Genomic DNA, 22,792 nt, shown 5'->3' with positions numbered 1-22,792 from the left:
TGTCGGTCAGGGGGAGCGGTTGACGCCACGGGCAGGGGGCAGTGCGGGCGGCGCCCGACGGAAAGATGACTCGAATGACTCTCTTTATGATTGAATCAACTCGGCGGGAAAATAATTGAGGTAGTGTATTGCCCGAAAGCCGGGCGCTCGCTACCGTCGCCATCATGAGACAGGACAGACCCCTTCTCGGCATCGCTCTGATGCTCGGTTTTTGCATCATTGCGCCGCTCGCCGACGCGGTGGCGAAGCTCATTGCCGACACGGTGCCGCTTGCCGAGCTGGTCTTCTTCCGCTTCGCGGTTCAGGCGGCGCTCTTGGTGCCCTTGATGCTGCTGACAGGGCGCAGCTTCCGCCTGCGCCGGCGGGTTGCTGGGATCGTGTTCCTGCGCACGCTCATGCATATTCTCGGCATCGGCATGATGGTGACCGCGCTGCGTTACCTGCCGCTTGCCGATGCCATCGCCATTGCCTTCGTCATGCCCTTCATGTTGCTGATACTGGGTCATTATTTCATGGGGGAAGAGGTCGGCTGGCGGCGCCTCGTGGCGTGCGCGATCGGCTTCATCGGCACGCTTCTCGTGGTCCAGCCCGCGTTCCGAGATGTCGGCTGGCCGGCGCTGTTGCCGCTGGGCGTGGCGCTCAACTTCTCGCTCTTCATGATCACCACGCGGCAGATCTCGCGCGATATCGATGCGGTGTCGCTGCAGGCGATCTCCGGTCTGATGGCGATGGTGGTGATCGCGCCGATGATGTTGCTCCTGCCTGCGGGCCGCATCCCCGAGATCCAGTGGGTGTCGGTCTCGCTCGAGACCTGGTCGCTGCTGCTGTCGATCGGTCTGCTCGGCACCGTGGCGCATCTGCTGATGACCTGGTCTCTGCGCTACGCGCCGGGGGCCACGCTGGCGCCGATGCAGTATCTCGAGATGCCCTTCGCCACGCTGTTCGGCTTCATGATCTTTCAGGAACTGCCGAATCCCATGGCGACGCTGGGGATCTGCATCATCATGTCCGCGGGCCTCTTCATCCTCGCGCGCGAGCGGGCCATCCACCGGGCGCAGAAAGCAGCGCCCGCGCCAGTTCCGGAAGGTGTGACACCGGCAGAATGATGAGCATGAGCGGCGCGTCGAAGCGCAGCGAGACTGTCTCGGCGCTGGTCTCGTTCGAGGTGCCCGCGCGCTGCGCCGGGGTGAAGTCGAGCCCGCCCAGCGGCCAGCGCAACCCCGTGCTTTCGCCGTGCACCAGCCCCATCGGATAGAGCGAAAACCGAAGCCCGACCGGCAGCGTCAGGGTGATCTGCGGCGGCGCCAGCGCGATGGCGTCCTCCTCGCCCACGAGGATGCAGCGCCGATCCGCGCGCATGGCCAGAACCGTCAGCGCCGCGAGCTGATGATCGACGCGCGGGCCCAGAAACCCGGTGCCGAAGACCAGCGGCGCCGCAATATTGCGCAGGCACTTGTCGAAATCGGTGCTGTCCTGCTCGGCAATGTGATGCACGCGCTCCGCCGGGATCTGCGCCCGGTCGCTCTCGGATAGAGAATCGAGGTCGCCGATCACGGCGTCCGGCAGCGCACCCGCTCGCAGCAGGGTCGCCGCGCCGCCGTCTGCGGCCACCCGCGTCTCGCACCGGGCCAGAAGCGGGGCGAGATGCGCTTCGGGGCTGTCTCCGCCGCCCACCAGAAGGATCGGCTCGGCGCGTCTCAGGATGGGAGCATTCATGGCAAATTTACGGCTTTCAGTGACAGAGGTCACAATGGAGACACGAAATGATACGCTCGGGACCAAAGATTCGGTCGGCTTTCGTCTCGTATGACGTGGTAAACACATTGTTGCAAAGCGATTGAGAGTGAGCAGCACATGGTGAGTTCGAGCAAAATTCTTACGGTCTCCTACGGCACCTTCTCCTGTACTGCGGAGGGGTTCGAGGATCCGCTGGAGGTGGTGAAGGACGCCACCCACTTCTTCCGTGGTGTGGTCCGCGAAGACCGCTTCTTCGGAGCCGAGCCGCCGCAGTTCGACCCCGAACTCGCGGCCGAGTTGCTGCAATCTCAGATCAGTGCCGAGGCAGGGCAGGGCAAGCTGACCCTGCGCAGCCCCTTCGCTGGTGCCGGGGCGTCCAGCGGCGCGATGAGCGCCGCGCTTTCCGCGGGCCGCGCGCCGGAGCGCTCCGCCGCAGACGAGGTGGGCGAGCTGCCCGCGGCTGCCGCTGAGACACCGGCCTCCACGCCCGAAACAACAGCGCCCAAGGCAACCGCGCCCAAGACAACCGCGACCGAGGCTGTTGCCGAGATGGCGGCGGAGCCCGCCCCCGAGGAGCCGAAAGTTGCCGTCTCCTACCAGGGCGACGGCAGCGAGGACGATCTGGAAGAGGCCCGCCGGGCCGAGGATACCATCGCTTCGATCCTTGCCGACGAGGCCGGCGACGACAGCCTCGCGGCCGAGGCGGCCCTCTTCGGAGAGGCCGACGGTGGCGAGATCCCCGCCGCGCCGCAACCCGGCGTCGGGCTGAGCGATCCGGAAAGCGTGGCGGCCAAGCTGCGCCGCATCCGCGCCGTCGTGGCGCAGGGTGGCCCTGCGGATGCAGAGGCAGAGCCCGAGGCGGAAGAGGCCGAAGCCTCGGTCTCGGCGATGCTCGAGGCTCTGGAGCCCGTGCGCGATGAGACCCCGAGCTCGGTGCAGGCGCTGCGCGACAACCTGTTCACCGACACGCTCGCCAGTGCCGCGTTCGAGGATGGGTTCGAGGACGACGCCGAGGACGAGGATGACAGTGCGCTCTACGACGCGCCGCCCGAGACCGATGCAGAGACCGCCGAAGAGACCACGGCAGAATCGGAGGCACCGGCAGCCGAGCCCAAGAACGCGCCTGCGCGTCCGCGCGCACGCGTGGTAAAGGTCAAGCGGGCGGCGTTCGACGCTGCCGCTGGCAAGGGCCTGATCGAGGACATCGCCGAAGCCTCCGCTGCTCCGGCCGCTCCGGTCAGCAGCCTGAGCCCGGAAGACGAGGATGATCTGGCCCGCGAGCTCGCCGCCGTCCGCGCCGAGCTGCAGGACGACTTCGAAGACGGCTGGGACGCAGAGGACGACCTCGAGGACGTCGCCGAGGCGCAGGATGATGACGCCGTGGCGGAAGATGTGGCCGCAGAGCTTGGCGGTGACACCGAGCTGGCTGCCGCCGTCGGCGCGGCGATGTTGAACGACGACAGCGACGACAGCTGGGAATATGACGACGAGTGGGACGACGAGGACGAGGACGCCACCGCCCGCGGCGCCGAGACCGCCGCCCCGCTGCGTCTCGAGACCTCCGACGCCGCACCGCAGGAGGACTGGGACGAGGACGGCGACAGCACGTTGGAGTTCGAGTTCTCTGACAGCTTCGAGGACGATGAAGATGCCGAGGACGACACTGACCTCGCCGCAGGGGACGATGCGGACAGCGCGGCCGAGGCCGAGCGCGAGGAAGCTCAGCGCCGCGCCGCGCATGAGGAGGTCCGCAAGGCGGTGAAGATGTCGAGCCCGGCCCGTGCCATGCTCACCGAGCGCCGGGTCGAGGACAACGACGCCTCGCGCATCCTCGACGAGACCAACACCCAGCTCCAGGAGCCGGAAGGCAACCGCCGCCGCAGCGCCATCGCACATCTGCGCGCCGCCGTGGCCGCGACCCGTGCCGACAAGCTTCTGGGACGCAAGCGCGATGCGGGCGAACAGGCCGAGCCCTATCGCGAGGATCTCGCCAATGTGGTGCGCCCGCGACGCCCCGCAGCCCCCGCGGGCCACACCGAGCGCCCGGCCGAGATCGCGCGCCCGGCGCCGCTCAAGCTGGTGGCCGAGCAGCGCGTCGACTCCGAGACGCCGGCACCGCGTCCGCGTCGCGTGCGTCTCGCCGATATCGACGAGACGGCGGCGCTGAGCGCGGGCGAAGGGGATGACAGCTTTGCCGAATATGCCGAGAGCGTCGGCGCCCGCGACCTGCCGGAGCTGCTCGAGGCGGCGGCGGCCTACATGTCCTTCGTCGAGCGCCGCGAACAGTTCTCGCGCCCGCAGCTGATGACCAAGGTGCGTCAGGTCGAGACCGAGGAATCGAGCCGCGAGGACCGGCTGCGCAGCTTTGGCCAGCTGCTGCGCGAGGGCAAGATCGAGAAGACCCGCGGCGGCCGCTTCACCGCCTCGGAGCGGATAAGCTTCAAGCCGGATGCGCGCGCCGCGAGCTGATCGATCCGGCCTCACATGAGACGACCGCAGCGGCGGGGGCCACGGCCCTCGCCGTTTGCGTTTTGTCAGGATGGATGTCGGGCGGTGGAGACGGGAAGGGGCGCTGCCCCCTCTTGGCGCTGTGCGCCAATTCACCCCCGAGGTATTTTTGAACCAAAGAAGCCAGGAGCGCTGCGCCCCTGGCTTCTCTTCGTCAAAAATACTCCCGCCGGAGGCTGGCCGGCCTGTTCCGCCAGTGCCGCGCCGGTCAAGAGCGTGGCCCTTGCCACAGGCGTGCGAAACCGTCCGACGGGCCAGGGCCGCGCTCTTGACCGGCCAAAAAAGACAAACCCCCGAAAGGCAGGGCCCCGGGGGTCGTCGAGTTCTTGTGTTGGAAGGTCAGCTGCCTGACCTGAGCCGGAAAACCCGGTGCGGATGCCTCAGAGGAGACCTTCGCGTTGGGCTTTCTTGCGCGCCAGCTTGCGGGCACGGCGGATGGCCTCGGCCTTCTCGCGCGCTTTCTTCTCGGACGGCTTCTCGAAATGCTGCTTGAGCTTCATTTCACGGAACACGCCTTCGCGCTGCAGCTTCTTCTTCAGGGCACGGAGCGCCTGATCGACATTGTTGTCGCGAACACTAACCTGCATGTGGTTTTCACCACCTTTCTAAGTTTGAGTTGCAAGGAATTGCAGGAGGTGGCCGTATAGCAAGGCCGGGCTAAATTGTCTAGGGTCTAGAAACTCTATTGAGTCGAAGGAGAGGCCCATGACGGACGATGCAGCCGGGCGCTTGCTGGATGCGGCGCTGAACCATGTTGCCTTCGATGGCTGGTCGGAGACAACGTTCCGCGCCGCGGTCGCCGATGCCGGGATGGATCCGGTAGTGGCGCGCGGCCTGTTCCCGCGCGGGCGGGTCGATCTCGCGGTGGCGTTCCACAAGCGTGGCGACGATGCCATGGTGGCAGCGCTGGCCGAGATGGACAAGGCGGCTGACGGCGCGCCGCTGCGCTACCGGGACAAGGTGACCCGTGCGGTGCGCACCCGGCTCGAAGTGGTCAAGGACCGCGAGGCGGTGCGCCGCGGCACCACGCTTTTTGCCCTGCCGATCTATGCCCCCGACGGGGCCAAGCTGATCTGGGGCACCTCCGACCGGATCTGGACCGTGCTTGGTGACACCGCGCGCGATTTCAACTGGTACAGCAAGCGGGCGACGCTGAGCGGGGTCTATTCCTCGACGGTGCTCTACTGGCTGGGCGACGATTCGCTTGACCACCAGGCCACGTGGGAGTTCCTCGACCGTCGCATCGAGGACGTGATGCGCTTCGAGAAGACCAAGGCGAAGGTGCGCGAGAACCCGCTGCTGAAGCGCGTCTTCGCGGGCCCCGAGAAGGTGCTGGGCTCCATCCGGGCGCCGCGCGCCGTGCGGGAAAACGATCTGCCGGGCGGCTGGACCGCCCCGCGCTGACAGAACAGGGAAGACCGAATGACTGACACGATGCGCGCCGTCGAGATCTCCGAGCCCGGCGGGCCGGAGGTGCTGCGCCCGACCACCCGGCCCGTGCCGCAACCGGGACATGGCGAGGTGGTCATCCAGGTGGCCTGGGCCGGGGTGAACCGGCCCGACGCCCTGCAGCGGGCGGGCCGCTACGCGCCGCCCGCCGGCGCCAGCGACCTGCCGGGGCTCGAGGCCTCGGGCACCGTGTCGGCGGTGGGGCCCGGGGTGACCTGGCCCGCGGTGGGCGACGCGGTCTGCGCGCTGCTGCCGGGCGGCGGCTATGCCGAATACGTGGTCACACCGGCGGCGCATTGCCTGCCGGTGCCCGAGGGCATGGGCCTGCGCGAGGCGGCCTGCCTGCCCGAGACTTATTTCACCGTCTGGTCGAACGTGTTCCAGCGCGGGGCGCTGAAGGCCGGGGAGCGCTTTCTCGTGCATGGCGGCTCATCGGGCATCGGCACGACGGCGATCCAGCTGGCGCATGTGATGGGCGCGCGGGTCTTCGCCACCGCCGGATCGGCGGAGAAATGTGCCGCCTGCCTGTCACTGGGGGCCGAGCGCGCGATCAACTACCGCGAGGAGGATTTCGTCGAGGTCCTGCGAGCCGAGGGCGGGGCGGATCTGATCCTCGACATGGTGGGTGGCGATTACATCCCGCGCAACGTCAAGACGCTGGCCGACGATGGCCGGCTGGTGCAGATTGCCTTCCTGCAAGCGCCGAAGGTCGAACTGAACTTCGTGCATCTGATGGTGCGGCGGCTGACCATCACCGGCTCGACCCTGCGCCCGCAGAGCGTCGAGGCGAAAGCGCGCATCGCGGCCTCGCTGCGCGAGCATGTCTGGCCGCTGCTCGATGCCGGGCGGATCGGTCCGGTGATGGATTCCGAGGTCCCGCTCGAGAAGGCCTCGGAGGCCCATGCGCGGATGGAGAGCTCTGCGCATGTGGGCAAGATCGTCCTGAAGGTCGCCTGAGCGCTGTCCGGCGTGGGCGCGACCCCACGCCGGATGAGGCGCGTCAGACCACCGCGCGACGGTAGAAATGCCAGCTGGCGTGGCCAAGCACAGGCAGCACCACGATGAACCCCAGCAGCAGCGGGATGGCCGCGAGCATCATCAGGATGCCCAGGGTGGCCCCCCAGCACAGTACCACCATCGGGTTGCTCTTCAGCACCCGGATCGAGGTGGCCACCGCCATCGGCGCCCCGACATGGCGGTCGATGACCAGCGGGAAGGACACCACCGAGGTGGCCAGCGCGACCAGCGCAAACGCCGCGCCGACGCCGCAGCCGAGAAGGATCATCCACCAGCCGCCCGAGGTGCCGAAGAGCTGGTAGAGGAAGCCAGAGAAGGTTTCTGGCATCGCGGCGCCCATGGTCATGGCATGGATCTCGGCGGCGGTCAGCAGCCAGATGACGAAGAGTGCCGCGAGGTAGATCCCCATCACCAGGAGCGCGCCGAAGCCCGGCGAGCCCATCACCGCGACGGCGTGACCCCAGTGCGGCACCTCGCCCATCTCGCGCCGCCGGCTCATCTCGTAGAGCCCGACCGCGGCGACGGGTCCGAGGATCGCGAAGCCCGCAACCAGCGGGAACAGCATCGGCAGCAGCGCCATGTGCAGGCCGATGCCCATGAGGACGAGGCCGACCACCGGGTAGACCAGCACAAGCGCCATGACATCACTGCGGCAGGCCTTGAAATCTTCCCAGCCCTCCTTGAGTGCGGCGCTGATGTCGGAGAGGTCCATGTTGCGGACCTCGGGGGTTTCCGCCTGATCGCTGCCAAGCTCGCGGCTGCTCGCGGCGAGGTGATGGCCGGCATCGTTCAGGCGTTGTGCTGTCCAGGACAGCGGGTTTCCGATCGTGTGGGACATGGGTCTCCTCCCTCTGGCATGTGCAGCGCCAGGAGAGGTCCGGCCGGAAACGCGCGGGGCCGGACCTGCCGGCGCCATGTCTCGGCAGTGTACCATGGTTTGCGGCCATGGGCGTTCACAAGCGATTGTCGCTGCGGCTTTGGGGCCTTGTGCCCGGAGCCGCACCGACGCAGTCTCGGCGCCAAACGATGCGCGAACAGAGGAGGATCCCATGGCGGGAACGGCACGTACGGTCATCATCGAGGAACACGGCGGCCCCGAGGCGCTGAAGCTGGCGGACTGGCCGGTCGGCGAGCCGGGGCCGGGCGAGGTTCGCATCCGGCACAAGGCCTGCGGGCTGAACTTCATCGACTGCTACCAGCGCTCGGGTCTCTACCCGATGACGCTGCCGCATGCGCTCGGCATGGAGGCGTCCGGTGTGATCGACGCGGTGGGCGAGGGCGTCGCGCATCTCGAGGTCGGCGATCGCGCCGCCTATGCCGCAGCCCCTCCGGGCGCCTATTGCGAGGCGCGGGTGATGCCCGCGGCGCAGGTCTGCCGGCTGCCTGACGCGATCTCCTTCGAGGAGGGCGCGGCGATGATGCTGAAGGGGCTGACGGTGCAGTATCTCTTCCACCGCACGACGCCGCTTCAGGCCGGCGACACGGTGCTGTTCCACGCTGCCGCGGGCGGTGTCGGGCTGATCGCCTGCCAGTGGGCCAAGTCCGAGGGCATCCGGCTGATCGGCACCGCCGGCTCGGACGAGAAATGCGCGCTGGCGATGGAGCACGGAGCGGATGCCTGCATCAACTACGCCACCGAGGACTGGGTCGCGAAGGTCCGTGAACTCACCGACGGAAAGGGTGTCGACGTGGTGATGGACTCGGTCGGCAAGGCGACCTTCGAGGGCTCGCTCGACTGCCTCAAGCCGCTTGGCATGATGATCTCCTTCGGCAACGCCTCTGGTGCGGTCGACGCGTTCAACCTCGGCGTTCTGGCACAGAAGGGCTCGCTCAAGGTGACGCGCCCGACCCTGTTCACCCATATCGCCGACCATGGCACCTGCCAGTCGATGGCCGGAATGCTGTTCGGCAAGGTCTCGTCGGGCGAGGTCAAGATCCGCATCGACCAGCGCTTCCCGCTCGAGGATGTCGCCGAGGCGCACCGGGTGCTGGAGGCGCGCCGCACCACCGGCCAGACCATCCTGACGCTGGAGTGAGCTGAAGGAGCGCCCCTTGCGGCGCGCGCAGGCCTTGCCCGGTCCCGTCTCCGCCGGGTCCGGGAGGTCAGGGGGCGCTGCCCCCTCTTGGCGCTGTGCGCCAATCCACCCCCGAGGTATTTGGAAACCAGAGAAGACAAGGAGCGCCGTGCCCCTGGCTTCTCTTCGTCAAAAATACTCCCGCCGGAGGCGTCCGAGGCTGCCAGCCGTGCTGCCACCTGTGGCCGGGCGGGCCGCGATCATGCAGAGACTCGTCGCGGGCGGAAAAAGGCGCTAAGCGGGCGGCATGGACGAGACATTCGAGATCTTCCTGGCCTGTGCGCCGGGGCTGGAGGCGGCGCTGACGGCAGAGGCCAAGGCGGCGGGGTTCGGGCCGTTGCGGCCGGCGGCGGGCGGCGTGGCCTTCGATGGTGGCTGGCCCGAGGTGTGGCGCGCCAACCTGTGCCTGCGGGGCGCGGCGCGGGTACTGGCGCGGATCGGCGGGTTTCCCGCGGTGCATTTGGCGCAGCTCGACAAGCGGGCGCGGAAATTTCCCTGGGGCGATGTGCTGCGGGCCGACCAGCCGTTCAAGGTCGAGGCGGTGAGCCGCAAGTCCAAGATCTATCACGCGGGCGCCGCGAAGCAGCGGGTCGAGACCGCGATCACCGAGACGCTCGGCGCGCCGCCGGGCGATGACGGGGTGCGGCTTCTGGTACGCATCGAGGACAACCTCGTGACCTTCTCGGTCGACACCTCCGGGGCGCCGCTGCACCGGCGAGGCCATAAGGAGGCGGTGGGCAAGGCGCCGATGCGCGAGACGCTGGCGGCGCTGTTCCTGCGCCAATGCGGTTATCGCGGCGAGGAACCGGTGCTCGACCCGATGTGTGGCTCGGGCACTTTCGTGCTGGAAGCCGCCGAGATCGCCGCCGGGCTGGCACCGGGCCGCACGCGCGGTTTCGATTTCGAGCGGCTCGCCGGGTTCGATGCCGTGGACTGGGCCGCGTTCAAGGCGGCGCAGGCGCCCGGCGAGACGGCCCTGCGCTTTCACGGCTTCGACCGCGATGCCGGCGCGGTGCGCTCGGCCACGGCCAATGCCGAGCGGGCGGGGGTGACGGAGATCACCCGCTTCACCTGCCAGCCTGTCAGCGCGCTGGAGCCGCCCGAGGGGCCGCCGGGGCTGGTCATGGTGAACCCGCCCTATGGCGCGCGGATCGGCAAGCCGGGGCCGCTGCACGCGCTGCATCGCAGCCTGGGCGAGGTGCTGATGCAACGCTTCCGCGGCTGGCGGGTGGGCATCGTGACCTCCGAGCCGGGGCTGGCGCGCGAGACCGGGCTGCCGTTTCTGCCGCCGGGACCGCCGGTGGCGCATGGCTCGCTGAAGATCCGGCTCTACCGTACCGAGGCGCTCTGACGCCTCTGCCTCTTCTCAGAATCGCTCTTCGCCCTATATTGAAGAGCATGAAAACGCTTGCTGCCCTCTGCCTCTCGGCCAGTCTGCTGGCCATGCCCGTCACCGCACAGGACGCCGGAGAGGAGGCGCCCGAGGATGGAGGCGGTCTGATGAAGCGCGGCGCCCAGATGTTCTTCGAGGGGCTGATGGGCGAGCTCGATCCCGCCCTGCGCGAGCTCGAAGACCTTGCCGGAGAGATGCAGCCGGCGTTGCGCAGCTTCGGCGAGGAGATGGGCCCGGCGCTGCAGGATCTGATGGGCAAGGTGAAGGACTGGTCGGTCTATCACCCGCCGGAAATGCTTGAGAATGGTGACATCATCCTGCGCCGCCGCGAGCCGCTGGAGCGCGACGACGACGGGATCCTGCCGCGCGACCGTGACTGGCCCGAACGCGACCGCGAGTTGCCGCCGCTCGACGGGACGCCGCCGGATCGAGAGCGGGGCGGCGAGATCGAGCTCTGAGCCAAGGTCGCGCCGCGCCCTGGCATGGGATCAAGACGATCTGCAATTGGACCATCGGCGTTGGGACAAGGACAGCTCAGTCGATCTCGACCTGCATATCTTCGGCGTTCAGGGCGCGTGCCAGCGACTTGAAGCGCGATTCGGCGACCTCGCCATAGAGCGGCGCCACATCCGGTGCCATCCGCAGCGACAGGCGCTTGGCCTTGCCGTCCCAACCGAGCGAGGCGCCGTCTTCCTTGCTGACATCCGACATCCACAGCATCGAGCCGAAGCGCATCGCCTTGCCGAGCACCTCGGCCTCCTGCAGTTCTTCGTCGCTGAGCAGCGCGTAATAGGCCTCGAACAGCCCCTCGCGCTTGTTCTTGTACCGGTGCAGCAGGGCGAGGCCGAGAAACACCCGCTCGGGGTGGGTGAGGCCGCCGAGATTGGCGCGCGTGGCGTTGTCGAAGCAGGTCTGCGCCCGGTAGTCGGGATGGGCGCGCCAGCTCACGTCGTGCAGCAGGCAGGCGGCCTTGACGATGCGCGTGCGCTCCGGGCCGGCATTGGCGAAGAGCGGCGCGACGAAGCGGTAGAGCTTCTTGCCGAAGCCGGGCAGGCGGGCATCCTTGGCCTCGGAGAAGCGGCAGGCCTCGACCAGTGGGTCGCGGTCGCGCAGCTTCTGCGGCATCTGCTCGTAGAGCAGGCCCTCGCGGATGCCGTAGGACGAAATTGCGATGCCGGCGGGCGAGAAGGTCTCGATGAGTCGGCCAAGCACCTCGCCGGCATAGGGCACGAGGCTCATCCGCGCCGAAGAGATCGAGCAGGCGCCGCGTAGCGCCTCGAGATCGGATTTCTCGATGAATTTCAGCGTGTCCGCGACCGCATCCTTGTCCATACGGTATTCGTGCAGAACGTGCAGCGGGTAGCCGCGGCGCTCCATGTCGATGCGGGCGATGGCGCGCCACGAGCCGCCAACGAGGAAGAGCTGCGCGTCGCGCTGCCCGATCACCTCGGCGAGCTTGTCGATATGCTTGGCGATGTGCTTCTCGCGGGCCTTCTTGCCGCCCTCGAGATCCTTGAAACGCAGCGGACCCAGCGGCGAGGTCACGCGGCGGCCGACCTGGCCCTCGGAGAGCTCGGCCAGCTCCATCGAGGAGCCGCCTATATCGCAGATTAGCCCGTTGGCGCCGGGCCATCCGAGCAGTACACCCTGTGCCGAGAGCCGAGCCTCTTCCTCGCCATCGATGACCCAGATCTTCAGGCCGGTCTGCTTTTCGATCTCGGCGCGGAAGGCCGGGCCGTCCTCGGCCTCGCGCATGGCGGCGGTGGCGACAGCGGTGAGCGGCGGCAGATCCATGCCACGGGCCAGCGTCTGGAACCGGGCCAGCGCCGACAGCGCCCGTGCCTTGCCCTCGGGGTTCAGCCGCCCGGTTTCGGGCATGCCCGCGCCGAGGCCGCACATGATCTTTTCGTTGTAGAAATAGGCCGGGCTGCGCGCCGCGCCGTCGAAGACGACGAGCCGCACAGAGTTCGAGCCGATGTCGACGACACCCACACGAGACAGGCGGCGGGCCTGCGGATCCTCGAAAAGCGGGCGGCCGAAAGGCCCCCAGTCGCCTTGGGCGGAGTCGCTCTGTCCGTCCATCTGCATCCCCGGCTGTGGTCCGCGTTTGCTCTACCACGCTTCGGGCGCGCGGCGAAAGCACTTCATTGGGGCAACGTTGCCGGGGCCGGGAGTGTTCCCGCGGGGGATCAGCGGAACAGCGAGAGCAGCACACCCGGAGCGCCGTTGGCGATGGACATGGCCTGAATGGCGAGCTGCTGCTGGACCTGAAGCGCCTGCAGCCGGGCCGAGCTTTCCTCGAGATCCGCATCGACGAGAACGCCGATTCCCGAGGTCATGGCGTCGGTCAGGCGGTCGTTGAAGCTGGTCTGTGTCTCGAGCCGTCGCTGGTCCGAGCCGAAGGCCGCAGCCGCGTTGGTGGAGATGTCGAGCAGCCCCTCGATCGTCGCGAGGGCGTCATTGGCGCCGTCGGCGGTGGTGACATCGAGATCGGCGAGCAGTTCCAGCCCCCCGCCGATGGTGTTGCCGGCATCGGCGCTCAGCGTATCGATCTTCACGGCGATGGTGTCGCTCGCGGTGGTGACCTCGGAAGAAATATCGAGCGAACTGCCCGAGGCCTGCACCTGCAGGACAGAGCTGTCGATGCCGGACCGGGCGGCATAGCTGGCATAGCGCTGCGACAGCTGCGAGAGCACATCGCCGATGCCGTCGCCATCGCGGGCGACATAGGAGATCGGCGCGCTGGCCATCTCGGCGCGGGATTGCGTGGCGCCGGAGGTGGTGCGCAGATCAGCCTGCACGAAGGTCGAACCGTCGCCGTCGGTTCCGTAGAGCGAAAGCGAGAAGGCCATGCCGGTGCTCACGGTGAGGCCGCTGGCGTCGAGCGTGGCGCTGCGGGTGAGGTTGAGCGTGGCCGAGACCTCGGAGCCGCTGTAGGTGCCGCCCGAGGCGGTGATCTCGCGGCGCGCGGTCGAGAGGTCCTGCTTGCCAATGCTGATGTCGACGCCGCGCACGCCGAGCGAATCGCGCTGCAGGAAGCCCAGCACCGCCTCGCTGCCCGAGCCTGCGCCGGTGTCGCGGTTGTTCAGCAGGTTGAGGCCGTTGAACTGCGCCGTCTCGACCACGGCGCCGATCTGATCGCGCAGCGAGGAGACGGTGTTCTGGATCTTGGCGCGGTCGACATTCTCTTCCTGCGCCGTGACCACCTGTCCCTTGATCTCGGTCAGCAGCTCGGTGATCGTCTCGGCGCCCTTGCGGGCAACGGCGAGGGTGGCGCCGCCAAGCGCGAGGCTGTCGGCCACCTTGCGGTAGCCCAGCACGTCGGCCTCCATGGTCTTGGCGATGGCCCAGACCGCGGCGTTGTCCTCGGCGCCGGCAACGCGGCGGCCGGTGGCGATCTCGGTCTGCACCTCGGCGATGCTGGTATTGATGCTTTGCAGGGTCATCAGCGCGATGGTCGCGCTGTCATTGGTCAGGATGCTGGACATGGGGTGCCTGTTCTCGGGGATGCCTGTACGGGGCTGTTCGGGGGAAGCGCGCAGTTCACGCGAGACGGGCCCGGGTCGGGGCATTCGAGGCAGCGATTTCGCCGCAAGCGGTGCGTCGCCCGGACCGGAAGCCGAGACAGTCTACGCCCGCGCCGCCGCCCCCATGACGCAACCCGTAGACTGGGCGTTGGCGGTTAACTCTGGGCTAAGGGAATGCGGTGTCAGCGTGGTGATTTCGGGGCAGTTCCGGGGCGCGAGGCGCGGGGCGCGCATCCCGCAGACCGGTTTGACCGACATCCGGCCGACCACGAAAAAGCGCCGGGGCGACAACCGCTCCGGCGCTTCAGGAGATCTGTCCGAAACCCTCAGTCCTCGCCGTGGGTCAGTTTCGGCACGTCGCCGGCACCGGCAGAGCCGCGTCCCGAGAGCGAGGGGTTCTCCATGAAGAAGCGGTGGCAGTTGAACGGCGTCTCGCCCTCGCTCACCGGGTGGCGGCTGAACTTGCCGGTGGGTTCCATCACCCAGCTCTGCGCCGTGTCGGCGAGGTTGGCCGCCATGATCTGGCTGACGATCTGCGCCTTCACCGTCTGGTTCTGGATCTCGACCCCGGTCTCGATGCGGCGGTTGAGGTTGCGCCCCATCCAGTCCGCCGAGGACATGAACACCCGCGCCTTGTCATGCGGCAGGCCGTGGCCGTTGCCGAAGCAGGCGATGCGCGAATGCTCGAGGAAGCGACCGACGATCGACTTTACCCGGATGTTCTCGGACAGCCCCGCGATGCCGGGCTTGAGCCCGCAGATGCCGCGGATCACGCAGTCGATCTCGACGCCGGCCTGGCTCGCCGCATAGAGCGCATCGATCATGTTGGGCTCGATCAGCGAGTTCATCTTCAGCCAGATCCGCGCCGGGCGCCCCGCACGGGCGTGCTCGGCCTCGGCGGCGATCAGTTCGAGCATCTTGGGCTTGAGCGAATGCGGCGAGATCACGAGGTTCTCCAGCCCCTCGGGCATGGCGTAGCCGCTGAGATAGTTGAAGATCTTCGCCGCATCGCGCCCCAGCGCCGCGTCGCAGGTGAAGAACGACAGGTCGGTATAGATCTTGGCGGTGATCGGGTGGTAGTTGCCCGTTCCCCAGTGCGTGTAGGTCACCAGCTTGTCGCCCTCTCGGCGCACCACCTGGGAGATCTTGGCGTGGGTCTTCCACTCGAGGAAGCCATAGACCACATGTGCGCCCGAGCGTTCCAGCCGGCGCGACTGGCGGATGTTGGCGGCCTCGTCGAACCGCGCCTTCAGCTCGACCAGCGCGGTGATCGACTTGCCCTCTTCGGCGGCCTCGCAGAGCGCCTCGACGATGGGCGAGTCCTTGGATGTGCGGTAGAGCGTCTGCTTGATCGCCACCACGTCCGGATCGAGCGCCGCCTGCTTGAGGAAGCGCACCACCATGTCGAAGGTCTCGTAGGGGTGGTGCAGCAGCATGTCCTTCTGGGCGATGGCCGAGAACATGTTGCCGTCATGGTCCTGCACCCGTTCCGGCACGCGCGGCGTGAAGGTCGGCCAGAGCAGGTCGGGGCGGCTGCCCAGCACCAGCTCCTTGACGTCGGCGATGCCGATCATGCCGTCAAGCTCGATGACCTCGTCATCCTGCACGTGCAGCTCGTTCTGCAGGGTGCGGCGCAGATCCTTGGGCGCGCCGGCGGTCATCGTCAGACGGACCACCTCGCCGCGGCGGCGGCGTTTCAGCGCCACCTCGAACTCGCGCACGAGATCCTCGGCCTCTTCCTCGACCTCGAGGTCGCTGTCGCGCAGCACGCGGAAGCCGAAGTGATCCTTCACCCGGTAGCCGGGGAACATGCTCTCGATGTGGAGCAGCAGCACATCCTCGAGGAAGATGAAGCGTTGCTGGCCCTCGGGCGCGGGCAGCGCCATGAAGCGGTCGATCTGGTGCGGGATCGGCAGCAGCGCGTCGCGGGTGCGCCGGTCACGCTTGCGCTCGAGCGAGATTGCGAGGCAGTAGCCCATGTTGGCGATGAACGGGAACGGGTGCGCCGGGTCGATGGCGAGCGGCGACAGCACCGGGAAAACCTGGGTCAGGAAGGCATGCTCGAGATGGGCACGGTCGGCCTCGTCGAGCTCGTCGCGGGGCACGATATCGATACCTTCCGCGGCCATCTCGATCTCGAGCGCGTGCAGCACCTTCTGCTGATGCGCCATCAGCTTGCGGGCATCCTCGTTGATCTCGACCAGCTGCTGTGCCGGGGTCAGCCCGTCGGCGGCGGGATTGGTGTTGCCCGCATGCGCGAGCTCGCGGAGGCCGGCGACGCGCACGGTGTAGAACTCGTCGAGATTGGCCGCCGAGATCGACAGGAAGCGCAGCCTTTCGAGCAGCGGCACGCGCGGATTCTCGGCTTCCTCCAGGACGCGCCAGTTGAAGCCGAGCCAGCTCAGCTCGCGATTGTAGAAGCGACCGGGACCTTCGAGGTCGAGCTCGGTCATCTCGGTCGGGGCAGGCAGCGGGGCCTTCAGGAAATCTGCGATACTCATGTGGGGCTTATGCGCGTCCATTTGAAACAGGTTCGTGACGGTCATAGGAATTATTCTGCCTCGGGGCGCTGACCTGGATCAAGCCTCGCGAGGATGTCCCGCGCCAGGCTGCGCGTGATGCCCTTGGGCCGCCCCATGGCGTTGGCGTCGAGCGCCGTCACCAGCGCGCGCGCCATGGCAAAGCTGCGCGGCATGTGCCGCACGAGGTAGGGGATGACGTCGGCGGCAGGCACGCATTGCCGGTCCGCGAGCATCTTGGCGATCACCGCCGCCAGCAGCGTGTCGTCTGGGTCGGGCAGGGTGGCGGTCTGGGTGCCTTCCATGCGGCTCTTGAGGTCGGGGATCACCAGCGGCCAGAGCGACGGCGCCGAGCGGGCGGTCACGAGCAGCGGCTGGCGCTGGGCCAGCGCGAGGTTGTGCAGGTGAAACAGCGCCTCCTCGGCGGGGCGGTCCCCGGCGATGCGGTCTCCATCCTCGACGCAGATCGGCGCCGTGGCGAGCGCCGGGATGTCGGCCTGCGGAAGGCTCGCGGCGGGCACGATGGCGGCGCCCGTCTCGGCGGCCCACACATGCGCGAGATGGGTCTTGCCGGCGCCCGAGGGCCCCACCAGAACCATCTTGCCGTTGGGCCAGCTCTGCCAGTTGTCGAGCAGCGCCACCGCAAGCCCGTTGGACTGCCCGACGAAATAGTCCTCGCGTCCCAGCGCGGCGCGAACCGGCAGGGGCAGGGGAAGCTGGTCGGGTGTGATCATCCTTGATCCTCGTCCGTCTCGAGGCCGCGATAGAGCCGGCTCTCGATATACTGGTCGACAAGGAAACGCGCGACCACGCCGAGCGCCGCCGCCAGTGGCACCGCCACCAGCATGCCGACGAAGCCGAAGATCGAGCCGAAGACCGACAGGGCGAGGATCAGCCAGACCGGGTGCAGCCCGACCGATTCCCCGACCAGCTTGGGGGTCAGGAAATTGCCCTCGAGGAACTGGCCGAAGAAGAAAATCCCGGCGACCGCCGCGATCCAGACCCATTCACCCCAGAACTGGAACAGCGCCAGCCCGATGGCCAGCGCGCCGCCGACGATGGCGCCGACATAGGGAATGAAGGTCAGTATCCCCGCGACAACGCCCACCACGAGGCCGAAGTTCAGCCCCACCAGCCACAGTGCCAGCGCGTAGTAGAAGCCGAGGATCAGGCAGACCGAGCCCATGCCGCGGATGAAGCCCGCCAGCGTCTTGTCGATGTCGCGGGCCAGCTTCCGGATCACCGGTGCGTGGTCGCGCGGCAGCAGGCTGTCGACGCGGGCCACCATGTTGTCCCAGTCGAGCAGCATGTAGACCGCCACCACCGGCACGATGACGAAGAGCAGCAGGATGTTGATCAGCGACATCGCCGAGGTCAGCACCGCGTCGATCAGCTGCGCGCCGCGCTCGCGGATGGTCTCGCCGATCGAGACCAGGGTCTCGCGCACCGGGCTGCCCTCGACCATGATCGAGGGGAAATGCGTGGTCAGGAACGCCTGAAGCTGGCGGAACAGCTCGGGCGCGGTCTCGATCAGCTGGCTGGTCTGGCGCACCAGAGCCGGCACCACCGCCAGCGCGAGGATGACGAAGATCAGGATCATCGCCACGGTGATCGTGCCCGTGGCCATGCCGCGGCTCATGCCGACCCGCTCGAGCCGGTCGGCCACGGGGTCGAGGAAATAGGCCACCGCGCCGCCGACGACGAAAGGCAGCAGCACGTCTCCGAGGACCCATAGCATGACGACGAAGATCGCCGCCGCGATGCCCCAGTATTTCAGCTGTGTCCGCACCGGCAGCGCCATGATCGGCCATTCCTTTTCGAAAAAACGTGTCCCTACATCGCGTCTCGCGCGCGATCTTGCAAGACTGGGCTGCGCTCGCCGGGCCGCGCACGGCCCCTTGCTCTTGCGCGGCCCTTCGCATACGCCATTCCGGACCGTTTTCCAGCCCGGGAGCCCCGCCCCATGCGTCTGAGCCGCTATTTCCTGCCCGTCCTCAAGGAGACGCCCGCCGAGGCGCAGATCGTCTCCCACCGCTACATGCTGCGCGCCGGCATGATCAAGCAGGCCAGCGCCGGGATCTATTCCTGGCTGCCGCTGGGCTACAAGGTGCTGCGCAAGATCGAGGACATCATCCACGACGAGCAGCGCCGCGCCGGCCACATCCCGATGCTGATGCCGACGATCCAGTCCGCCGATCTCTGGCGCGAGTCGGGCCGCTACGACGCCTACGGCGCCGAGATGCTGCGCATCACCGACCGCCACGACCGCGACATGCTCTACACGCCCACCGCCGAGGAGTTGATCACCGACATCTTCCGCGCCAACGTCTCGTCCTATCGCGACCTGCCGCTGACCATGTACCAGATCCAGTGGAAGTTCCGCGACGAGATCCGCCCGCGCTTCGGCGTGATGCGCGGCCGCGAGTTCTACATGAAGGATGGCTACAACTTCGACCTCACGAAAGAGGACGCGCTGCACGCCTACAACCGCCATCTGGTGAGCTACCTGCGCACCTATGAGCGCATGGGCCTGCAGGCGATCCCGATGCGCGCGGATTCCGGGCCGATCGGCGGCGACGACACGCACGAGTTCCTGGTGCTGGCCGAGACCGGCGAGTCGGAAGTGTTCTACGACAGCGAGATCACCGAACTGAAATTCGGCGACCGCGCCATCGACTACGACAGCGTCGAGCAGTGCCAGGCGGTGCTCGAGGAGTTCACCTCGCGCTACGCCCGCACCGACGAGACCCATGACGAGGCGGTGTTCAACCAGGTCCCCGAAGCGCGCCGCCGCACCGCGCGCGGCATCGAGGTCGGCCAGATCTTTTACTTCGGCACCAAGTATTCCGAGGCGATGGGCGCCACGGTCTCCGACAAGGATGGCAACCAGGTGCCGGTGCACATGGGCTCGCACGGCATCGGCGTGTCGCGCCTCTTGGGCGCCATCATCGAGGCCAGCCACGACGACCGCGGCATCATCTGGCCCGAGGGCGTGACGCCGTTCCATTGCGGCATCGTCAATCTCAAGACCGGCGACGCCGAGGCGGACGCGGCCTGCGACAAGATCCACGCGGCGCTGATCGCGCTGGGGCTCGACCCGCTCTACGACGACACCAACGAGCGCGCCGGCGCCAAGTTCGCGACGATGGACCTGATCGGCCTGCCGTGGCGCATCACCGTCGGCCCGCGTGGCCTGAAGAACGGCGTGGTCGAGCTGACCTCGCGCCGCACCGGCGAAAGCGAGGAGCTGCCCCCCGAGGCGGCGGTTGCGAAGATCGCAGAGATCTACGGCGTCGCCTGAGCTTCGGCGGGCCTGACAGCGCCGCGGATTCGCGCTAACCTGCTCCAATGGCCCCGCAGAGGGCCGTTGGAGGCAGTCATGATCATACGGGCACTCGCCCTCGCCGCCGGGATTGCCGGTGCGGCAGGGTTTTCCCAGTTTCCCGAATTCACCCAGCAATATGTCCAGCGCCTCGGCGGGGCGGTGGACGAGCTTGCGCGCAGCGTCCAGGCCTTCGACCGCGATGCCGCGGCGCTCGGCCTGGACAGGGAGGCGGCCCTCGCACAGCTCGCCACTGGTGGCGCCTTCGGTGCAGCCCGTGCCGAGACCATGCGCGAGACGTTGACGCGCCACGCGCGACTCTCCGGAGATCTCGCGGCACTCGAGGGCAAGAGCGCGCTGTCGCGTGTGCCCCTGGTGGCACATTTCGCCGACCCCGAGATCGCCGAGCGCACCTGGCAGGCCTATCGCCCGGGGGTGCCGATGACGGCGGAAGGCGCGATCTTCGCCGGAAGCGGGTTTGTCAGCGGCTGGCTTGCGGTGGCATTCCTGCTGTCCCTGCTGAGCCTGCCATTCCGCCGCAGGCCTCGCGGGAGAGGGCGGCGGGTCGAGCCGGTGCTGCACCGCCCCACCCAGGCGCCGCGCGGACACGGTCTTCGTGCCGTCAGGGGCGCTGCCCCTGCGCGCGCCGGGGCGCGCTTACCCCGGGATATTTAGAGCCAGAAGAAGACAGGGGCGTCTTCCCCGGCTTCTTCTGGCCAAAAAATTTCCCCGCCGGAGGCTGCCGGAGGGGGACGCTCGTGTCTCGCCGGGGGGATGCGTCACGCCGACGCCGCGATCAGGAAACCTGTGTGCGCTTGCGCACGCCGCTTGATGAGAGGGGGCGGGTCAGACCGCGGCCTTGACCTCGGCGACGATGCCTTCGACCACCCGGCTCAGCAGCGCCTCGTCCTCGCATTCCGCCATCACCCGGATCAGCGGCTCGGTGCCCGACTTGCGGATCAGCAGGCGGCCCTTGCCGGACAGCGTCGCCTCGGCCTCGGCGATGGCGCCCTGCACGCGGGCCGCCTCGAGCGGCGTCTGGCCGGCGGCGAAACGGACATTCTGCAGCAGTTGCGGCACCGGCTCGAAGCGGCGCGCCAGGCGCGAGGCGGGCTGGCCGGTGCGCACCATCTCGGCGAGGAACTGCATCCCCGCCATCAGCCCGTCGCCTGTGGTGGCGTAATCGGTCATCACGATATGGCCGGATTGCTCGCCGCCGAGGTTCCAGCCCTTCGCGCGCATCGCCTCGACCACGTAGCGGTCGCCCACCTTGGTGCGCTCGAGCCGCAGGCCGCGGCCGGTCAGGAAGCGCTCGAGCCCGAGATTCGACATCACCGTGGCCACCAGCGTGCCATCGACAAGCCGGTCTTCCTCGGCCCAGCGGGCGGCCATCAGCGCCATGATCTGGTCGCCGTCGGCGATGGTGCCGGTCTCGTCGATCAGCAGGATGCGGTCGGCATCGCCGTCAAGGCAGATGCCCACGTCGGCGCCATGCGCCACGACCGCTTCGGCCGCGGCCTGAGGCTTGGTCGAGCCGCAATTGTCGTTGATGTTCAGCCCGTTCGGGGAGGTGCCGAGCGGGATCACGTCGGCGCCGAGCTCCCAGAGCACCTCGGGCGCGGTCTTGTAGGCGGCGCCATTGGCGCAGTCGACCACCACCTTCATGCCGTCGAGCCGCATGCCGTGGGGCAGGGTGCCCTTGAGCCGCTCCTGATAGCGGAAGCGGCCGTCGTCGATGCGCTTGGCACGGCCGATATTGCCGGCCTGTGCCGGGGCCACGCCGGCCTCGACCAGCGCCTCGATCTCGGCCTCGGCCTCGTCGGAGAGCTTGAAGCCGTCGGGGCCGAAGAACTTGATGCCGTTGTCATCCGCCGGGTTGTGGCTGGCCGAGATCATGATGCCGAGATCGGCGCGCATGGACGGCGTCAAGAGCCCCACCGCCGGGGTCGGGACCGGGCCCAGCAGCAGCACGTTCATGCCGGTCGAGGTGAGGCCCGCGGTCAGGGCGTTCTCGAACATGTAGCCCGACAGCCGCGTGTCCTTGCCGATCACCACCCGGTGCACCCCGCCCTGTTCGCGGCGGAAATAGCGCCCTGCGGCGGCGCCGATCATCAGCGCCATCTCGGCGGTCATCGGGAAGGTGTTGGCGGTGCCGCGCACCCCGTCGGTTCCGAATAGCTTACGCGTCATGGCCTGCTCCCTTTTCGACTGCCTGCCACAGCGCGATGGCCTGGCGAGTTTCCGCGACATCGTGGACCCGGAAGATCTGCACCCCCTGCGCGATCCCGGCGAGCGCCACCGCGATCGAGCCGGGCGCGCGTTTTTTCGGATCGGGCGCGTCGCCGATGCGGCCGACGAAACCCTTGCGCGACACGCCCAGCAGGATCGGGCAGCCGAGCCCATGGAACAGGGCCAGCCCGTTCAGCAGCGCGAGATTGTGCGCCTGCGTCTTGCCGAAGCCGATGCCCGGATCGACCACGATCTTGTCGCGCGAGAGCCCCTTGGCCTCGAGCATCTCGACCTGTTCCTCGAGGAAATCGTAGACGTCGAGCAGCACGTCGTCGTAGCACGGCGCGTCCTGCATGGTCTGCGGATCGCCCTGGCTGTGCATGATGCAGACCGGCAGGGCGTTCTCGACGCAGAAATCGGCCAGAGCGGGGTCATGGGTGAGCCCCGAGACGTCGTTGACCAGTGCCGCGCCGGCGCGGATCGCCGCCTTCGCCACCGCCATCTTGCGGGTGTCGATCGAGATCGGCACGCCGGCCAGCGCCCGAATCACCGGCTCGGTGCGCGAAATCTCCTCCCCCGGGGCCACGTCTTCGGCGCCGGGGCGGGTGCTCTCGCCGCCGATGTCCAGAAGGTCGGCGCCGTCGGTCATCAGCCGCCTCCCGCGCAGCGCGGCCTCGGTGCTGGAGCCGTCGAGCCCGCCATCGGAGAAGCTGTCGGGCGTGACGTTGAGGATCGCCATGATCTGCGGCTGGCGCATGTCGAGCCCGAGAAGCGGCGCGCGCGGCGTGGTCAGGCGGGCCAGAGCGGCCTCCGGGATCTCGGAGGCGTGGATCCGCGTGACGCTGCCGTCGCGGCGATGTCGGGCGACATGGGAGAACCAGCGCGGGCCGCCGGCCAGCGGCAGGGCATCCTCGGGGCGGGGGGCGTCGGAGCGGACGAGGGGGCGGTAATAATCTCGCATGACCGGGTTGTGACGCCGCGCGCCGGGATTGGCAAGCAGCGGCGTCGCCGGCTGT

Annotated in this window: 19 protein-coding genes; 9 read left to right on the top strand and 10 right to left on the bottom strand. The window is 68.1% G+C overall.

Features of this window, described 5'->3' with window-relative positions; translation table 11 throughout:
• Positions 1-164 precede the first annotated feature (164 nt).
• Positions 165-1,106: a DMT family transporter gene (locus JF542_RS20095; protein ID WP_207077172.1), complete on the top strand. Its 942-nt coding sequence runs from the start codon at positions 165-167 to the stop codon at positions 1,104-1,106.
• Here JF542_RS20095 and JF542_RS20090 read toward each other — a convergent pair.
• On the bottom strand, positions 1,021-1,716 hold the full coding sequence (locus JF542_RS20090; protein WP_207077171.1) for a thiamine diphosphokinase: 696 nt from the start codon (positions 1,714-1,716) through the stop codon (positions 1,021-1,023). The genes JF542_RS20095 and JF542_RS20090 overlap by 86 nt on opposite strands.
• Before the next feature lie 138 nt (positions 1,717-1,854).
• Here JF542_RS20090 and JF542_RS20085 point away from each other — a divergent pair, with 138 nt between their 5' ends.
• A complete protein-coding gene (locus tag JF542_RS20085; RefSeq protein WP_207077170.1) occupies positions 1,855-4,206 on the top strand; it encodes a hypothetical protein in 2,352 nt (783 codons plus the stop codon).
• Positions 4,207-4,625: 419 nt separating this feature from the next.
• On the opposite strand, the gene rpsU is transcribed toward JF542_RS20085, so the two are convergent.
• Positions 4,626-4,832: a 30S ribosomal protein S21 gene (gene rpsU, locus JF542_RS20080; protein ID WP_005614280.1), complete on the bottom strand. Its 207-nt coding sequence runs from the start codon at positions 4,830-4,832 to the stop codon at positions 4,626-4,628.
• A gap of 118 nt (positions 4,833-4,950) precedes the next feature.
• Between rpsU and JF542_RS20075 the strand changes: the two genes are divergently transcribed.
• Both JF542_RS20075 and JF542_RS20070 read left to right on the top strand, forming a co-directional pair.
• Positions 4,951-5,649, top strand: coding sequence for a COQ9 family protein (locus JF542_RS20075; protein ID WP_207077169.1), 699 nt, complete (start codon positions 4,951-4,953; stop codon positions 5,647-5,649).
• A gap of 18 nt (positions 5,650-5,667) precedes the next feature.
• Positions 5,668-6,651: an NAD(P)H-quinone oxidoreductase gene (locus JF542_RS20070; RefSeq protein ID WP_207077168.1), complete on the top strand. Its 984-nt coding sequence runs from the start codon at positions 5,668-5,670 to the stop codon at positions 6,649-6,651.
• Between the two features lie 43 nt (positions 6,652-6,694).
• On the opposite strand, the gene JF542_RS20065 is transcribed toward JF542_RS20070, so the two are convergent.
• Positions 6,695-7,549: a DUF2189 domain-containing protein gene (locus JF542_RS20065; RefSeq protein WP_207077167.1), complete on the bottom strand. Its 855-nt coding sequence runs from the start codon at positions 7,547-7,549 to the stop codon at positions 6,695-6,697.
• A gap of 211 nt (positions 7,550-7,760) precedes the next feature.
• Between JF542_RS20065 and JF542_RS20060 the strand changes: the two genes are divergently transcribed.
• The 3 genes from JF542_RS20060 (at position 7,761) to JF542_RS20050 (ending at position 10,637) form a co-directional block, all read left to right on the top strand.
• A complete protein-coding gene (locus tag JF542_RS20060) occupies positions 7,761-8,747 on the top strand; it encodes a quinone oxidoreductase family protein (protein WP_007798257.1) in 987 nt (328 codons plus the stop codon).
• A gap of 286 nt (positions 8,748-9,033) precedes the next feature.
• Positions 9,034-10,137, top strand: coding sequence for a THUMP domain-containing class I SAM-dependent RNA methyltransferase (locus JF542_RS20055; protein ID WP_207077166.1), 1,104 nt, complete (start codon positions 9,034-9,036; stop codon positions 10,135-10,137).
• 47 nt (positions 10,138-10,184) lie between these two features.
• Positions 10,185-10,637, top strand: coding sequence for a hypothetical protein (locus JF542_RS20050; protein WP_207077165.1), 453 nt, complete (start codon positions 10,185-10,187; stop codon positions 10,635-10,637).
• A gap of 76 nt (positions 10,638-10,713) precedes the next feature.
• Here JF542_RS20050 and JF542_RS20045 read toward each other — a convergent pair whose 3' ends face one another.
• The 5 genes from JF542_RS20045 to JF542_RS20025 form a co-directional block, all read right to left on the bottom strand.
• On the bottom strand, positions 10,714-12,261 hold the full coding sequence (locus tag JF542_RS20045) for a Ppx/GppA family phosphatase (RefSeq protein ID WP_207077164.1): 1,548 nt from the start codon (positions 12,259-12,261) through the stop codon (positions 10,714-10,716).
• Between the two features lie 107 nt (positions 12,262-12,368).
• Positions 12,369-13,667 carry a flagellin gene (locus JF542_RS20040; RefSeq protein ID WP_207077163.1) on the bottom strand — a complete coding sequence of 433 codons (1,299 nt, stop codon included), beginning with the start codon at positions 13,665-13,667 and terminating at the stop codon, positions 12,369-12,371.
• Positions 13,668-14,032: 365 nt separating this feature from the next.
• The gene (locus tag JF542_RS20035) at positions 14,033-16,207 is read right to left on the bottom strand and encodes an RNA degradosome polyphosphate kinase (protein WP_207077162.1); all 2,175 of its coding nucleotides are present in this window, start codon (positions 16,205-16,207) and stop codon (positions 14,033-14,035) included.
• 50 nt (positions 16,208-16,257) lie between these two features.
• Positions 16,258-16,959: a P-loop NTPase family protein gene (locus JF542_RS20030; protein WP_207077161.1), complete on the bottom strand. Its 702-nt coding sequence runs from the start codon at positions 16,957-16,959 to the stop codon at positions 16,258-16,260.
• Entirely contained in the window at positions 16,956-18,026 is a 1,071-nt protein-coding gene (locus tag JF542_RS20025; protein ID WP_207077160.1) for an AI-2E family transporter, read from the bottom strand. The genes JF542_RS20030 and JF542_RS20025 overlap by 4 nt, the downstream gene beginning before the upstream one ends.
• 162 nt (positions 18,027-18,188) lie before the next feature.
• Here JF542_RS20025 and proS point away from each other — a divergent pair, with 162 nt between their 5' ends.
• Together proS and JF542_RS20015 are read left to right on the top strand one after the other, a co-directional pair.
• The gene (gene proS, locus JF542_RS20020) at positions 18,189-19,526 is read left to right on the top strand and encodes a proline--tRNA ligase (protein ID WP_207077159.1); all 1,338 of its coding nucleotides are present in this window, start codon (positions 18,189-18,191) and stop codon (positions 19,524-19,526) included.
• 78 nt (positions 19,527-19,604) lie between these two features.
• Complete coding sequence (locus tag JF542_RS20015; RefSeq protein ID WP_207077158.1) at positions 19,605-20,222, top strand: DUF2937 family protein; 618 nt, start codon at positions 19,605-19,607, stop codon at positions 20,220-20,222.
• 171 nt (positions 20,223-20,393) lie between these two features.
• On the opposite strand, the gene glmM is transcribed toward JF542_RS20015, so the two are convergent.
• On the bottom strand, positions 20,394-21,737 hold the full coding sequence (glmM, locus tag JF542_RS20010; protein ID WP_007798289.1) for a phosphoglucosamine mutase: 1,344 nt from the start codon (positions 21,735-21,737) through the stop codon (positions 20,394-20,396).
• Positions 21,727-22,737, bottom strand: a complete 1,011-nt coding sequence (folP, locus tag JF542_RS20005; RefSeq protein ID WP_207077157.1) for a dihydropteroate synthase — start codon at positions 22,735-22,737, stop codon at positions 21,727-21,729. Before folP ends, glmM begins: the two co-directional genes overlap by 11 nt.
• Between the last annotated feature and the right edge of the window lie 55 nt (positions 22,738-22,792).

The sequence above is a fragment of the Salipiger bermudensis genome, from assembly GCF_017309175.1.
GTDB lineage: Bacteria > Pseudomonadota > Alphaproteobacteria > Rhodobacterales > Rhodobacteraceae > Salipiger > Salipiger bermudensis.
This window is presented reverse-complemented; position numbering and strand designations above follow the sequence as displayed.